The sequence below is a fragment of the Burkholderia sp. BCC1996 genome (genome assembly GCF_905339955.1).
In the GTDB taxonomy this organism is placed as follows: domain Bacteria; phylum Pseudomonadota; class Gammaproteobacteria; order Burkholderiales; family Burkholderiaceae; genus Burkholderia.
The window spans coordinates 167941-182582 of the sequence record NZ_CAJPHM010000002.1 but is presented as its reverse complement, the minus strand read 5'-3'; the positions used below and the strand labels follow the sequence as shown (position 1 = coordinate 182582).

The 14642-nt window shown below is 66.9% G+C and carries 8 protein-coding genes; 2 read left to right on the top strand and 6 right to left on the bottom strand.

The features are described 5' to 3' along the window. The first annotated feature begins 448 nt into the window (after nt 1-448). Entirely contained in the window at nt 449-2902 is a 2454-nt protein-coding gene (locus U4Z64_RS02895) for a glucose/quinate/shikimate family membrane-bound PQQ-dependent dehydrogenase (RefSeq protein ID WP_321819209.1), read from the top strand. Nucleotides 2903-3310: 408 nt separating this feature from the next. Beyond that, nucleotides 3311-4861 carry a phospholipase D family protein gene (locus tag U4Z64_RS02890; protein WP_321819208.1) on the top strand — a complete coding sequence of 517 codons (1551 nt, stop codon included), beginning with the start codon at nt 3311-3313 and terminating at the stop codon, nt 4859-4861. 138 nt (nt 4862-4999) lie between these two features. Here U4Z64_RS02890 and U4Z64_RS02885 read toward each other — a convergent pair whose 3' ends face one another. The 6 genes from U4Z64_RS02885 to U4Z64_RS02860 form a co-directional block, all read right to left on the bottom strand. Beyond that, nucleotides 5000-6811 (bottom strand): S53 family peptidase, encoded by a 1812-nt coding sequence (locus U4Z64_RS02885; protein WP_321819207.1) that lies wholly within the window; start codon nt 6809-6811, stop codon nt 5000-5002. A gap of 745 nt (nt 6812-7556) precedes the next feature. Next, nucleotides 7557-8177, bottom strand: a complete 621-nt coding sequence (locus U4Z64_RS02880) for a histidine kinase (RefSeq protein ID WP_321819206.1) — start codon at nt 8175-8177, stop codon at nt 7557-7559. Then, nucleotides 8174-8863, bottom strand: a complete 690-nt coding sequence (locus tag U4Z64_RS02875) for a response regulator (protein WP_321819205.1) — start codon at nt 8861-8863, stop codon at nt 8174-8176. Before U4Z64_RS02875 ends, U4Z64_RS02880 begins: the two co-directional genes overlap by 4 nt. Continuing rightward, a complete protein-coding gene (locus tag U4Z64_RS02870; protein WP_321819204.1) occupies nt 8860-10305 on the bottom strand; it encodes an efflux transporter outer membrane subunit in 1446 nt (481 codons plus the stop codon). The genes U4Z64_RS02875 and U4Z64_RS02870 overlap by 4 nt, the downstream gene beginning before the upstream one ends. A gap of 4 nt (nt 10306-10309) precedes the next feature. Beyond that, nucleotides 10310-13453 (bottom strand): efflux RND transporter permease subunit, encoded by a 3144-nt coding sequence (locus U4Z64_RS02865; protein ID WP_321819203.1) that lies wholly within the window; start codon nt 13451-13453, stop codon nt 10310-10312. Between the two features lie 20 nt (nt 13454-13473). Beyond that, nucleotides 13474-14634: an efflux RND transporter periplasmic adaptor subunit gene (locus tag U4Z64_RS02860; RefSeq protein WP_321819202.1), complete on the bottom strand. Its 1161-nt coding sequence runs from the start codon at nt 14632-14634 to the stop codon at nt 13474-13476. Between the last annotated feature and the right edge of the window lie 8 nt (nt 14635-14642).

Below are 14642 nucleotides of genomic sequence, written 5' to 3'. Positions count from 1 at the left end.
TGAAGATTTCGCGGCGAGCGATCGCTTGTCTGCGTATTCGACGACAGACTGGTGCGCATCGAAGCGGGCCATCGGCATCCGCAGGCGAGCTCGACGCACTCGCTACCACCTATAATCCGAGCAAGCGCGCCTTCTTGTACGGCACGGTCGCTCACCTGGACAACAGCAAGAACGGTAACTTCCCGGTGTTTGCGACGGCGCGCGATTCCAGCTTCCAGCTCGCCGACCCGTCCGAACATGGACGAAGGGCAAACCGGCGCGTATGTCGGGATGATGCACGTCTTCTAAAGCAACAGGCCGTTTCGCGGAGCGTTTTCCGCACAGCCGGCCACTGCGGGCACAGCGCAGTGGCTGGACGACTCGCCGGTGTTCGCGCGGGCGAGCCTCGCCACAGGCATCGAGTGACAAGCGATGCTGGCGCCGTCCTCAAAAGAAGGTTGAGATCATCATGACCAGATCAAGCGAATCATCATCGCCGGGGTTCATCGGCGTCGTAACGCTCCTGTTTATCGCGCTTACATCGCTCTTTCTGCTGATAGGCGGCGCGTACCTGCTCTCGCTCGGTGGCTCGGCGTATTACGTCGTGACCGGCGTCGTGCTGCTGGCAGTCACGTGGCTGCTATATCGCCGCAGTCCCACTGCGCTCGTGCTCTACGCGCTCGTGCTCGTGGGCACTGCCATCTGGTCGATCTGGGAGTCGGGTCCCGACTTCTGGGCGCTCGCGCCGCGCTCGGGGGTGCTCGTCGTGTTCGGCGTGTGGTTGCTGCTGCTCGTGAGCTGGCGTCTCGAAGTACCGCGCAAGCTCGGCGTGCAGTCGCTCGTCGGCGCGCTGGTGATCTGGGCGGGTGTGCTCGTGTACGCCTGCTTCAACGATCCGCAGACGGTCAATGGCACGATGGCTTCGTCTGTCGGTTCGCCCGCCGCGAACGCCAACGGCATCGACGCCTCGGACTGGCCCGCGTACGGGCGCACTCAGGAAGGCACGCGCTACGCGCCGCTGCAGCAGATCACGCGGGACAACGTGAAGAACCTGCAGGTGGCCTGGACGTTCCGCACGAACGACATGAAAGGCCCGAACGATCCGGGTGAAATCACCGACGAAGTCACGCCTATCAAGATCGGCAATCTGCTCTACCTGTGCTCGCCGCACCAGAAGCTCTTCGCGCTCGACGCACAGAGCGGCGCGCTCAAGTGGACCTTCGATCCGAAGCTCAAGACCGATCCGTCGTTCCAGCACGTGACTTGCCGCGGCGTGTCGTATGTCGATCTGACGGCGAGTGCCGATGTATCGGCAACGGCTGCTCCCGCTAGCGACGCTGCTGCTTCGGCGCCGCAGGCCGCCGCACCGGCAAGCGACGCAGCCGTATCGGCCACGGGGGCGTGCTCGCGCCGTCGTATCTACCTGCCCGTCAACGACGGCCACCTGTACGCGCTCGACGCACTGACAGGCGAGCGCTGCGCGGGCTTCGGCAGCAATGGCGACCTCGATCTCCAGCATGCCATGCCGGTCACCACGCCGGGTATGTACGAGCCCACTTCGCCGCCGGTCGTCACCAGCAAGGTGATCGTCGTAGCGGGCGCGGTGGAAGACAACTTCTCGAACCGGGAACCGTCGGGTGTGATCCGTGGTTACGACGTGCGCACGGGCCAGCTCGTGTGGGCGTTCGATCCGGGCGCGAGTGACCCGAACCATATCCCGGGCCCGGACGAGCACTACACCTGGAACTCGCCGAACTCATGGGCGCCCGCCGCCTACGACGCGAAGCTCGATATCGTCTATCTGCCGATGGGCGTGCGTACGCCGGACATTTGGGGCGGCGACCGTACGCCGGAGATGGAGCGATATGCAAGCGGCCTGCTCGCGCTGCACGCGTCGACGGGCAAGCTGGCCTGGTTCTACCAGACCGCTCACCATGATCTGTGGGACATGGATATGCCGTCGCAGCCGACGCTCGCCGACATCACGACCAAGGACGGCAAGACCGTGCCGGTCGTGTACGGGCCGGCCAAGACCGGCAACCTGTTCGTGCTCGACCGCCGCACCGGCGAAACCGTCGTGCCGGCTCCGGAACTGCCGGTGCCGCAAGGCGCCGCGCCTGGCGACCGTACCTCGCCGACGCAGCCGTTCTCCGAACTCACGTTCCGTCCGAAGAACCTGCTCACGGACAAGGACATGTGGGGCGCGACGATGTACGACCAGTTGGTCTGCCGCGTGATGTTCCACAAGCTGCGGTATGAAGGCACCTTCACGCCGCCGTCGCTGCAAGGCACGCTGGTGTTCCCGGGCAACCTGGGCATGTTCGAGTGGGGCGGCATTGCGCTCGACACCGATCGTCAGATCGCCATCGCCAACCCGATTGCGCTGCCGTTCGTGTCGCGTCTGATCCCACGCGGTCCGGGCAACCCGATCGAACCGGCATCGGGTGCCAAGGGGAGTGGTACGGAATCGGGTATCCAGCCGCAGTACGGCGTGCCGTTTGGCGTGACGCTGAACCCGTTCCTCTCGCCGCTTGGCTTGCCCTGCAAGCAACCGGCATGGGGCTACATCGCCGGTATCGATCTGAAGACCAACGAGATCGTCTGGAAGAAGCGTATCGGCACGGTGCGTGACAGCTCGCCGATCCCGCTGCCGTTCAAGATGGGGATGCCGATGCTGGGCGGCCCGATGATCACGGCCGGTGGTGTGGCGTTCATCGGCGCAACGGCGGACAACTACATCCGCGCGTTCGACGTGAACGACGGCAAGCAACTCTGGGAAGCCCGCCTGCCGGCAGGCGGCCAGGCCACGCCGATGAGCTACTCGATCAACGGCAAGCAGTACGTCGTGATCGCCGCAGGCGGCCACGGCTCCTTCGGCACGAAGCTCGGCGATTACGTGATCGCTTACGCGCTGCCGAACTAACACGCGTTGCTGTTCGCACCGAGCGCTGGACAGAGGTATCGAGCCTCGCGGCGCACGGTGCGATCCCCGAAACGGCATGCGTGGCATGCCGTTTTTTTGCCTGCTTTCTGGCGACTCTTTTGCCTTCGGCAAAATCTCGAAACCCGCGACGCCGCAAGGCCTCGCGGGTTTTTCTTTTGCGCGCCGCCTGAACGTGGCGAACGTGTTCACGTCCGCGTCGCATGTCGTATCGCCGCCACCGGGAAACACGGAGCGCGTGCCGTCCCGATGTCAATCGAAGTATGCTGTGGCGCGACCGGCGCGCGCGCTCGGGATTCGTCCAGCGTGCGGACCGGGGATCCGCGCCGCGCCCCGTCCGGCAGCCAGAACAAACACAAACAGACTTCGCCCGACCGTGGGGTGGCCATCATGATCATGTTGCGTTCGTGGAGTGCGATTCTTGCGTTGCTGATGCTTGCCGCGTGCGCCAGCCTGCCGCCGCAGGCTGATCGTGCGCCGACGCATGCGTTCTCCGATACCGAAAACACGCGCCTCGGCACGGCGTTCCGCCAGCAGGCCGCCACCCATCCTGGGCAGGATGCGTTTCATCTGCTGCGCGACCCGGTCGATGCGCTCGATGCGCGCGTGCTGCTCGCCGATCGCGCGGACCGCTCGCTGGACCTTCAGTACTACATCTGGCACGACGACCTGACCGGACACGAGCTCGCGGATGCGATCATCCGCGCGGCCGATCGCGGGGTCCGCGTGCGCGCGCTGCTCGACGATCTCGGGACGAACGCGGACGACCGCAAGCTGCTCGAGATCAGCTCGCATCCGAACATCGAGATCCGGCTCTTCAATCCGGTCGCCACACGCCACTTCAAGAAGATCGGCACGGTGCTCGAGTTCTCGCGGGTCAACCGGCGCATGCACAACAAGGCGATGATCGCGGACAACCAGGCGGCGATCGTCGGCGGCCGCAATATCGGCGACGAGTACTTCGGCGCGTCGTCGATGCTGGAGTTCGGCGATCTCGACGTGGTCGTGCACGGCCCGGTCGTGAACGACATCTCGACCGAATTCGATACGTTCTGGAATTCGCCGTATGCATATCCGGTCGATGCGCTGGTCGGGCACGAAGCGGCGCCCGGCGGCCTCGACCGGGAGCGCGAACGGCTGCGCGATTACCTGCGCGCGATGGAGGACAATCCGTACGTGCTCGAGGCGCGGCAAAGGCTCGACCAGATCGTGCACGGGCAGGGGACCGAGCTGTCGTGGGGGCGCGCGACGGTCCTGTACGACGATCCGGCGAAGATCGCACGCTCGCCGAAGGACAGCGACGGGCACCTGATGCCGCAACTGCGCGCACTCGCGCTGCGGCCCGAGCAGGAGCTGCTGATCGTGTCGCCGTACTTCGTGCCGGGCAAGGACATGGTCGAACGGCTGCGTGCGCTCACGGCGCGCGGCGTCCGAGTGACGATCCTGACCAACTCGCTCGCATCGACCGACGTCGCGGCCGTGCATGCCGGCTACCGGCGCTATCGGCGCGATCTCGTCGAAGCCGGCGTGCGCCTTTACGAGCGACGCCCGTCCGGCGACAAGAGCATCTCGAAGCAGGTCATCATCGGCTCGTCGCGCGCATCGCTGCATGCGAAGACGTATGTGTTCGATCGCAAGAGCATCTTCATCGGATCGATGAATCTCGACCCGCGCTCGCTGAACCTCAATACCGAGATCGGCGTTTACTGCGAGAGCCCGGAGATTGCATCCGAAGTCGCGATGGATCTGGAGCCGCGGCTCGATCGAATCGCGTGGCGCGTCGAGTTGCGGACCGATCTGGCCGGGAAAGGGCGCCTCAAGTGGATTCAGACCGACGCGGACGGGAAGGTGACCGAACTCGATCACGAACCGGAAGTGTCGGCGGCGCGGCGCATGGAAGTGTGGTTTCTCGGCTTGTTTCCGATCGAATCGCAGCTGTGATTTCGCCTGCGCGCGACAGCCGCGGGCGACGTGTGCCGACGGTCGTCGTCGATCGGGACGTGCCGCACGCACTGCCGCCGACACGGTTCCGGGCGCGCGAAACGACCGGCACCCGGAACCGCACCGCTCATCGCACGATCAGCGCGCGAAATCCGCCGTGCCCTGGATGAACGCGTTCAGCTTCGAGATGTTCACGCTGCCGAAGCCCGTCGTCGCATCCCAGCCGGCCTTCGCCTTGTAGCCGTACGTGCCGCTGCCGTTGTTGCCGGACGTCACGTCGTGCAGCAGCGCCGCATTGCTCGGGAAGTACTTGTAGATGCTCGACGCCGGGAAGCCGAGCGCGTTGTTGTTCGCCGATTGCAGCCGCGCCCAGATGCCGGTGAAGATCGGCGCGGCGAGGCTCGTGCCGCCTTCGTTGTTCAGATAGCCCGAGCCCCACAGCGTGTCGGACGTCTGGCCGTTCACCACGAGGATCGCGCCGGTGCGCAGGTCGGCGTCGAAGCCGACGTCCGGCAGCGCGCGCTTGGTCGACCCGGTGAGGCTCGACGATTGCCACGCCGGCGCGGCTTCGTACTTGCTGTAGCCGCCGCCCGTCGACCACACGGTGCCCGGCTGCCAGCTCGGATCGTTCCAGACGATTTCGCTGTTGTACGCATTGGTCGACGTGTTGGTGAACAGCGTCGTGCCGCCCACCGCGATCACGTACGGCGACGTCGCGGGCTCGCTCACGGTATAGGTCGAGCGCGACGGCGTGCCGCTCGCGCATTCGTACGCGCCGTGGTCGCCGGCCGACACGGAGAAGGTCTGCCCCTGCGCGACGGCCTGCTTGAAGATCGTGTCGTCGGTCGCTTGCGAGCCGGTGCTGTACGAGGACGATTCGCACACGCCGAGCGACACGTTGATGACTTTCGCGACGTTGTCGCTCACCGCCTTGTTGTACGCGGCGGTGATCGCCGTGAGCGTCATCGACGGTGCCACGTAGAACACGACTTGCTTCACGCTGCCGCCGGCGGCGCCGACGATCGACTGGCTGTCGAGGTTCCATTCGACGGTGCCGGATGTATCGGTGTACGAACTGCCTGACGGACCCGTCGGCACGACGCTGCTGCTGATCGTGCCGAGGCCGTTGTTCGCGGCGAACGTGTTGAGGTCGCTGACGGTCTGCGACAGGTCGCCTTCGGCGACGATGCCGACCGTGGTCTGCGAGGCCGTCGGCGTGCCGTCGCCGCCGTAGAGCGACGAGAATTCCGTCGGGTTGTGCGGCACCGCGGATGCGCCGGCGGGGATCGTCAGGTTGCTGGTGTTGCCTTGCGGCTTGCTGCCCGCGCCGGTGTGCATGAGTTCGACGTTCTGCAGGCCCAGCACCGCGCCGACGATGCCGCCGATCGCGTTCGGCACCTGCGCGGCATCGGTGTTCGCGTAGACGCTGCGGCCGTTGCGCGTGAAGCGCTTGAGCGTCGTGCGGAACGCCGACTTGATCGTTGCCGCGGTGCCGGAGGCGGACACGAGCAGGCGGTTCGGCGCGACCACGATGTTGACGAAGCCGGCCTGGCGCAGGTGCGCGACGACGGAGGCGACCTGCTGGTCGGTCGGCGCGTACTGCGCGGCGAACTGCGCCGGCGCGAGGAACTGCTTGTAGTGCGGCGAGCCGGGCGTATGCAGGTCGTGCAGGTACTGGTCGAGTTGCGCTTCGTTGCGCAGGTTCAGCCCGAGCACGATGTCGACCGATTCGCCGGGCGCCATCTCGGTGGCTGCCGCGGCAGCGGCGGCGGTACTGCTGCTTTCACCTTGCTGGACGAGGGGCAGGAAGCCCTTGGTGCGCGTTTCCGTCCAGCCGGCGGCCGGTGCGGCATGGACGCTCGCCATGCCGAACGAAGCGGCTGCCGCGGCGGCGAAGGCGAGCTTGACGATGCGGATGCGCTTTTGTTTCTTGTCTGCAACCTGATTCATGTTGAATTACCCCTCCGGTTGAACATCGAACGGCACGAACAACGACGGTCGACAGCGGCGCGGATCGTGCGCCGCCGATATCCGCCGCGCTCGCGCGGATGGCGCGGACGCGACGGGGCCTTTCGCCCGGTCCGCAAGGGTGGTGATCCTCCGGGGGCGAAATGCTGGAATGCTCGGCAACGGAGGCGCTGCGCCGCGAAGCAGGGCGACCGCGCCAGCGGGTTTGATGCAGGCGGGATGACTAGAGCAACAGTTTCGGTGTCCTGCTCATTCGGTTCGATCCTTCGGCCCGCTGCCGGACGGCAGCTGCCCAATCAATTGCATCGGGATGTTGCATGCGCCAACGGAAGAAGAGGCGGTCGGCGGCGAGAACGTCGGTGTGGCGCAAGCGCAATGCGTCGAGCGGAATCGATTGCGTGGTGGACAATTCGTCAGATTGCTTGAATCGGACGGTATCAAGAACGAAAGTTCGGTGTCAAACTTTTTCTGATTATATGAAACAAAATTAAATTGAATAAGCTGAAATGATTTTGAAAAATTGCGGGGTATTTTGTAATTTTCAAAGACGCTTTCGGATGTAATGACGGATCGGAGCGCCGGATAATTGACGATTCCATTCGTAATGAGCGAATGGTTGTGGAGGAAACATTCGAGCCGTAGACACCGGCTGAGCCGGTCATGCGTCGCGCAGCGCGCTCGCCGGCGAATGCGTAACGCAATCCGGTCTGCCATCCGCACGGAAACTTCAACGGCGCTCCCGTCGCCGAAGCTCGAGCTTCGGCGTGTCGTGCCGCTCGACGGCCTGCAGGTCGTCGATGAGCCGGAACAGGCCGTCGATACAGTGCAGCAGGCGTTCGTCCGGCGCGTCGCCGCTTGCCGACGCAAGTATCTTGATCTCGTCGAGCCGCGCTTCGAGTTCCGCAAGCGGCGCGCGCACGATGCGTTCCGCATCGGCGGGCGAGGTCGTTTCGAAGGCAGTTGCGTGCTTGAGGCGAACGGTCATGGCATTGAAGTCCTCGATGAATTGCGACATGGCGCTCGGGCAACCGTCGCGGTAAGCCGCGCGCACCGAAAGATCGTCGGCGACGATCCGGCCGGCAGCGTGCGCGGCCGAGTCGAGCGCTTCGAGCGTTCGGCGAATCAGCCGGCACAGGTCGACGGCCGCCGCCAGCAGCCTGGCCAGCAGCAGCGCCGCGAGCACCGGGTACGTGAATGCGTCGTGGTGCAGCGCGTCGCGTGATGGTCCGGCCGGATGGCGCAACGTGTCGCTGATCGACACGCCGGCGCCGGCCGCCAGCACGGCGACGATCGCGAGCAGCACGATCGCCTGCCCGATTTGCCGGCTCGGCGTCGCCGCCCGGTTCACTGTATGCCCCGCAACCGGTAACCGACCCCGCGCATCACTTCGGGCATGCCGCGCGCGCCGGCCTGTTCGAGCTTCTTGCGCAGCCGGCTGATGTGGCTGTCGATCGTGCGTTCCATCGCGCTCACGTCGGCCATGCAGGCATCGAGCAGTTCGCCGCGCGTGAACACGCGGCTCGGCGCGCGTGCCATGTGCGCAAGCAGCCGGAATTCGGTGAGCGTGAGCGACACCGGTACCTCGACCGATTCCGTGCGCACGCAAACGACATAGCTGTCGGTGTCGATCTCCAGGTAGCCGACCCGCAGCACGTGCACGGCCGACGGCGTGCGCGCGCGACGCAGGATCGCGCGCAGGCGTGCGACCACCTCGGCCGGGTCGAACGGCTTCACGATGTAGTCGTTAGCGCCGGCGCCCAGCGCCTGCCGTCTGTCGATGTCGCGGTCGAACGCGGTGACGACGACGACAGGTGTCGTACAGCGCCGTCGCAGCTCGGTCAGCACGTCCCAGCCGTTGCGGCCCGGCAGCTTGACGTCGAGCAGGATCAGGTCGGGCACCAGGTGCGGCTGCACGTCGAGCACGGCCTGCCCGTTGCCGACGCGGTAGGTGCGATAACCGTCGTGCGTCAGGTAGGCGTCGAGGATGTCCGAGATGTCGGGTTCGTCCTCTGCAATCAGGATCAGCGCGCTCATCGTTGCTGCGCCACGTTGGTCGACGGCGCGACGTCGGTATCCGTCAGCCCGCCGCCGAGCGCCTTGTAGAGCGCGACGGCATTGGACAGTTCGCCGCGGCGCAGGTCGAGCAAGGCCTGCCGCGCCGCGTACAGCTGGCGCTGCGAATCGAGCAGCTCCAGTCGCCCCTCGACGCCCGCGCGGTAGCGCAGGTTCGACAGGTCGGTGCGGCGCTCGGCCGATGCGACCACGCGCGTCTGCGCTTCGATCTGCCGGCCGAAGGTCTCGCGTCCGGCGATGCCGTCGGCGACTTCGCGGAACGCGGTCTGGATCGAGCGCTCGTATTCGGCGACGGCGCTGGCCTTGCGCACTTCCGCGAGACGCAGTTCCGAGCGCAGCCGGCCGCCCTGGAAAATCGGGACGGTGACCTGCGGCGCAAAGCTCCAGACGTTCTGACCGCCGGCGAACAGGCTGCCCATCGCCGGGCTCAGGAAGCCGATCGACGACGTCAGCGACAGCCGCGGAAAGAACGCGGCGCGCGCCGCGCCGATGTCGGCATTGGACGCGACGAGGTTCTGCTCGGCCTGCTGGATGTCCGGCCGGCGGAACAACAGCTCCGACGGCAGGCCGGCCGGCAGTTGCGTCATGACCGGCTGCTGCTCGAGCGGCAGCGGGTCCGGCAGGTCCTTCGGCGGCTCGCTGCCGAGCAGCAGGCGCAGCGCATTGCGCGCCTGCTCCACGGCACGCGTGCGCGCTTCGAGGTCGGCGGTCGCGCTCGCGACCTGGCCTTCGGCCTGCGCGATGTCGACGCCGCTCGCCTGGTGCGCTTCCTTCAGGCGGCGCGCGAGATCGAGCGACTGCTGCCAGTCGCCGAGGGTGCGCTCGGCGAGTGCGCGCTGCTCCTGCGCGAGGCGCTCCGCGAAGTACGCATCCGCCACGGCGCCGACGAGCGCGATCTGCACCGCGCGGCGGCCGTGATCAGTCGCGAGGTAGCGCGCGAACGCCGCGTCCGACAGCGACTTGACGCGGCCGAACAGGTCGATCTCGAACGCGCTGATGCCGACGTCGACGCCGTACCGGTTCTGCGTCGATTCGAGCAGCGGCGGATTCGACTGCGGGTCGGCCGCGGTGCGCTGGCGCGTGAAGCTGGCGCCAGCGTCGATCGACGGCAGGCGCGCCGAGCGCTGGATGCCGTACTGCGCTTCGGCGGCCTCGACGTTCAGCGCGGCCAGCCGCAGGTCGCGGTTGTTGCGCAGCGCGACCTCGATCAGGCGCTGCAGGCGCCGATCGCCGAACATCGTGCGCCAGCCGAGATCGGCCGCGTTCGCGTGCAGGTCGGCGGCAGCGGCGGCCGTGTAGGCGGTCGGCGCCGGCAAAGCGGGTTTCACGAGCGCCGGCGTCAGCGAGCAGGCTGACAGCGCGAGGGCGGCGCACGCCGCAGCGGAAAGAATAAGCAATCGCATGGCATCAACCTTGTTGTTCGATATGCAGCGGCTCGGGCTTGCGGCGCGCGGCGCGCCATGCTCCGATGCGTTCCTGGATGCTCATCACGAACACGAAGAACACCGGGACGAAGAAAATCGCCAGCACCGTGGCGGTCACCATGCCGCCGAACACGCCGGTGCCGATCGCGTGCTGCGTTTCGGCGCTCGCGCCGGTCGCGATCATCAGCGGCACCACGCCGAGGCCGAACGCGAGCGACGTCATCAGGATCGGGCGCAGGCGCAGCTTCGACGCCTCGACGGCCGCCTCGATCAATCCCTTGCCTTCCTCACGCAGCTGCTTCGCGAATTCGACGATCAGGATCGCGTTCTTTGCGGACAGGCCGATCACCGTGATCATCCCGACCTTGAAGAACACGTCGTTCGGCAAGCCGCGCAGCAGCACCGCGCCGATCGCGCCGAGCAGGCCGAGCGGCACCACCAGCATCACCGACAGCGGGATCGACCAGCTTTCGTACAGCGCGGCGAGCACCAGGAACACGACGATCATCGACAGCACCATCAGCATCGGCGCCTGCGACGCCGACTCGCGTTCCTGCAGCGACTGGCCGGTCCACTCGACCGCGAAGCCCGGCGGCAGTTGCGCCGCGAGACGTTCCATCTCGGCCATGGCTGCGCCGCTCGACTGGCCCGGGGCGGCAGCGCCCGAGATCCGCGCGGACGGGTAGCCCTTGAAGCGCACCATCTGCAGCGGCGTCTCGGTCCACACGGGGCGAACCACTTCGGACAGCGGCACCATGCCGCCGGCCGCGTTGCGCACGTACAGCTTCATCACGTTGTCGAGCTGCATGCGCGCCGGCGCATCGGCCTGGATGATCACCTGCTGCATGCGTCCCGCGTTCGGGAAGTCGTTCACGTAGGTCGAGCCCATCGCGGTCGACAGCGTGTCGCTGAGCGTCGTGAACGACACGCCGAGCGCCTCCGCTTTCGCGCGGTCGATCTCGAGCCGCACGCTCGTGCCGGCCGGCAGACTGTCCGGGTACACGCCGGTCACGATCCTGCTTTGCGCGGCAAGTTCGAGCAGCTTGACTTCCGCCGCCTTGAGCGCCGCGGCGCCCTGATTGGCACGGTCTTCCAGGCGCATCGAGAAGCCCGAGCTGTTGCCGAGTTCGTCGATCGCCGGCGGCAGCAGGCTCATCACCGTGCCTTCGGTCACACCGGCCATCGCTTGCTGCGCGAGCAAACCTTCCTCCACGGTCGACGAGCCGCCGCGGTTCTTCCAGTCCTTCATCACGGACCAGTTGATCGCCGCGTTCGGACCTTGCCCCGAGAAGCCGTAGCCGATCACGGAAATGCTCGACTGGATTGCCGGACGCGCAGCAAGATGCTTCTCCAGCGTCTTGACCACGTCATGCGTACGCTCGGCGGTAGCGTCTGCGGGCAGCAGAAAGCTGGTGATGAAGTAGCCCTGGTCCTCGTCCGGCAGGAACGACGACGGCAGGCTGCGGAAGCCGAGCACCAGTGCGCCCGAGATTGCGACGAACACCAGCATCACGCGGCCCGTGCGGCCGACCAGGCGGCCGACGCGCGTCTCGTACCAATTGGTCAGGTGTTCGAAGCGTCGGTTGAACCAACCGAAGAAGCCGCGCTTGTCGTGGTGACCCGGTTCGAGCGGCTTGAGCATCGTCGCGCACAGGGCAGGCGTGAGCGTCAGCGCGAGCAGCGCGGAGAACAGGATCGACACGGCCATCGACAGCGTGAACTGCTTGTAGATCACGCCGACCGAACCGCTCGCCATCGCCATTGGCAGGAACACGGCGGTCAGCACCAGCGTGATGCCGATGATCGCGCCGGTGATTTCCTTCATCGCCTTCGACGTCGCGTCCTTCGGCGACAGCCCTTCTTCGGCCATCAGGCGCTCGACGTTCTCGACGACGACGATTGCATCGTCGACGATGATGCCGATCGCGAGCACCATGCCGAACATCGTCAGCACGTTGATCGAGAAGCCCGTCAGCAGCATGACCGCGAACGTGCCGAGCATCGCGACCGGCGCGACGATGGCCGGGATCAGCGTATAGCGCACGTTCTGCAGGAACAGGTACATCACGAGGAACACGAGCACCATCGCCTCGAGCAGTGTCGCCAGCACCTTCTCGATCGAGATCTTCACGAACGGCGACGTGTCGAGCGGGATCGAGTAGCTCATGCCGGACGGCATCGACTTGCTCAGTTCGGCCATGCGCGCACGGATCGCCTCGGCGGTCTTCACGGCATTGGCGCCCGGTGCGAGCTGGATGCCGGCGAGGGTGGCCGGCCGGTTGTTCTCGCGGCTCACGAACAGGTAGTTCTGCGAGCCGAGCTCGACGCGCGCGACGTCGCCGAGCACGACCTTCGAGCCGTCCGCGTTCGCGCGCAGCACGACCTTCGCGAACGCTTCCGGCGTCGTGAGCTGGCCCTGCGCGGTGAGCGGCACGGTCACGCGCTGGCCCGGCAGCGCGGGCAGCGCGCCGAGGCTGCCCGGCGCGATTTGCACGTTCTGCTGGCCGATCGCGCTCGTCAGGTCGCTCATCGACAGGCCGAAGTTGATCAGCTTCTGCGGATCGACCCAGACGCGCATCGCGCGTTCGGAGCCGAACTGCAGCACGCGCCCGACGCCGTCGACTCGCCGCAGCTCCTCGGAAACGCTGCGCGTCATGTAGTCGGCGAGCGCACCTTCGTCGAAGCGGCCGTTGTCGGAGCGCAGGCCGATCAGCATCAGGAAACCGGACGACGCGGATTCGACGATCAGCCCGTTCTGGCGCACGGCCGCGGGCAGGCGCGGTTCGATCGACTTGATCTTGTTCTGCACGTCGACCTGCGCCAGTTCCGGATCGGTGCCGGGCTTGAACGTCACGGTGATCTGCGCGGCGCCGGACGTATCGGCCGACGATTCGAAGTACAGCAGGTTCTTGACGCCGGACAGCTCGCGCTCGATGAGGCTCAGCACGCCGTCGTTCATCGTCTGCGGCGTGGCGCCCGGGTAGCTCGCGGTGATCGTGACGGACGGCGGCGCGACCGATGGGTAGCGCGCGACCGGCAGCTGGGGGATCGCGATCAGCCCCATCAGGATGATGAAGAGGGCGATCACCCACGCAAAGACCGGGCGGCGGATAAAGAATTCAGCCATGACTGGTGACTCCTCCCGACTCAGTGCGCGGACGCGGTGGCGGCCGCGTCAGGCGACTTCCAGTCGGTCGCGGCGACAGGCGCGCCGTCGACCAGGCGCTCCATCCCTTCGACGACGATCTTCTGGCCGGCCTGCAGGCCCGACTTGATGCGGTAGCTGCGGTTCGTCAGTTCGCCGACTTCGACGGCCTTCAGATGCGCGGCGCCCTTCGCGTCGAGCACCCACACCTGCGGCTTGCCGCCAGCGCGCACGACGGCCTGCTGCGGCACTATCACCGCGCTGGCGTAGTGCGCGCGCGGAAGGCGGGCGCGCACGTACATGCCCGGCAGCAGCTGGCGCTGCGGGTTGTCGACCAGCACGCGCAGCAGCACGTCGCCGGTGCCCGGATCGACGTTGACGCCGGAGAACAGCATGCGGCCCCGCGCGTCGTAGCGCGTGTCGTCGTCGCGCAGCACGTCGACCGGCAGGCCGTTGCTGTCCGCCGCCCGCGGCTGTGCCGCGAGCGCGCCGCGCAGCGCGTCGAGCGACGCGGCCGGCTGGCGCACGTCCACGTAGACCTGGTCGATCTGCTGGATGCGCGCCATCGGCTGGCTGTCGCCGCTCGACACCAGCGCGCCTTCGGTCACGAGCGCCTGGTCGATGCGGCCGGCGATCGGCGCTTCCACGGTCGCGAATTTCAGGTCGAGCTGGCGGCGCGCGAGCGTCGCGCGGGCCTGCGCGACGTCGGCGGCGGCCTGGTCGCGTTGCGACACGGCGTCGTCGTACACCTGGCGGCTGATCGCGTCGGCCTCGACGAGCGGCTTGAAGCGCGCCGTCTGCACCTTCGCGCGCTCCAGCGCGGCCTGCGCACGTTGCAGCGACGCGGCGGCCGTGTCCATGTCGGCCTTGAACGGCGCGGGATTGATCTGGAACAGCGACTGGCCGGCGCGCACCTCGGTGCCTTGCTCGAACAGCCGGCGTTGCACGATGCCGCTGACCTGCGGCCGGATTTCGGCGACCCGCACGGCCGCGACGCGGCCCGGCAGATCCTCGGTCACGTCGAGGCGTGCGGCGGCCAGCGTCATCGCCGCGACCGGGGTGGCCGGCGCGGCTGCCTGCTGCTCTGCGGGTCCACAACCCGCCAGCAGGGCCAGCGTCAGTGCACCGGCGGCGCCGTAGCGGCATCGTTGTTGATTCTTCATAGCGACTC

Coding starts and splice junctions, on each gene's coding strand:
- U4Z64_RS02875 (WP_321819205.1), bottom strand. CDS start 8,863: ATGAGCGCGCTGATCCTGATTGCAGAGGACGAACCCGACATCTCGGAC.
- U4Z64_RS02870 (WP_321819204.1), bottom strand. CDS start 10,305: ATGCGATTGCTTATTCTTTCCGCTGCGGCGTGCGCCGCCCTCGCGCTG.
- U4Z64_RS02860 (WP_321819202.1), bottom strand. CDS start 14,634: ATGAAGAATCAACAACGATGCCGCTACGGCGCCGCCGGTGCACTGACG.
- U4Z64_RS02885 (WP_321819207.1), bottom strand. CDS start 6,811: ATGAATCAGGTTGCAGACAAGAAACAAAAGCGCATCCGCATCGTCAAG.
- U4Z64_RS02865 (WP_321819203.1), bottom strand. CDS start 13,453: ATGGCTGAATTCTTTATCCGCCGCCCGGTCTTTGCGTGGGTGATCGCC.
- U4Z64_RS02890 (WP_321819208.1), top strand. CDS start 3,311: ATGATCATGTTGCGTTCGTGGAGTGCGATTCTTGCGTTGCTGATGCTT.
- U4Z64_RS02895 (WP_321819209.1), top strand. CDS start 449: ATGACCAGATCAAGCGAATCATCATCGCCGGGGTTCATCGGCGTCGTA.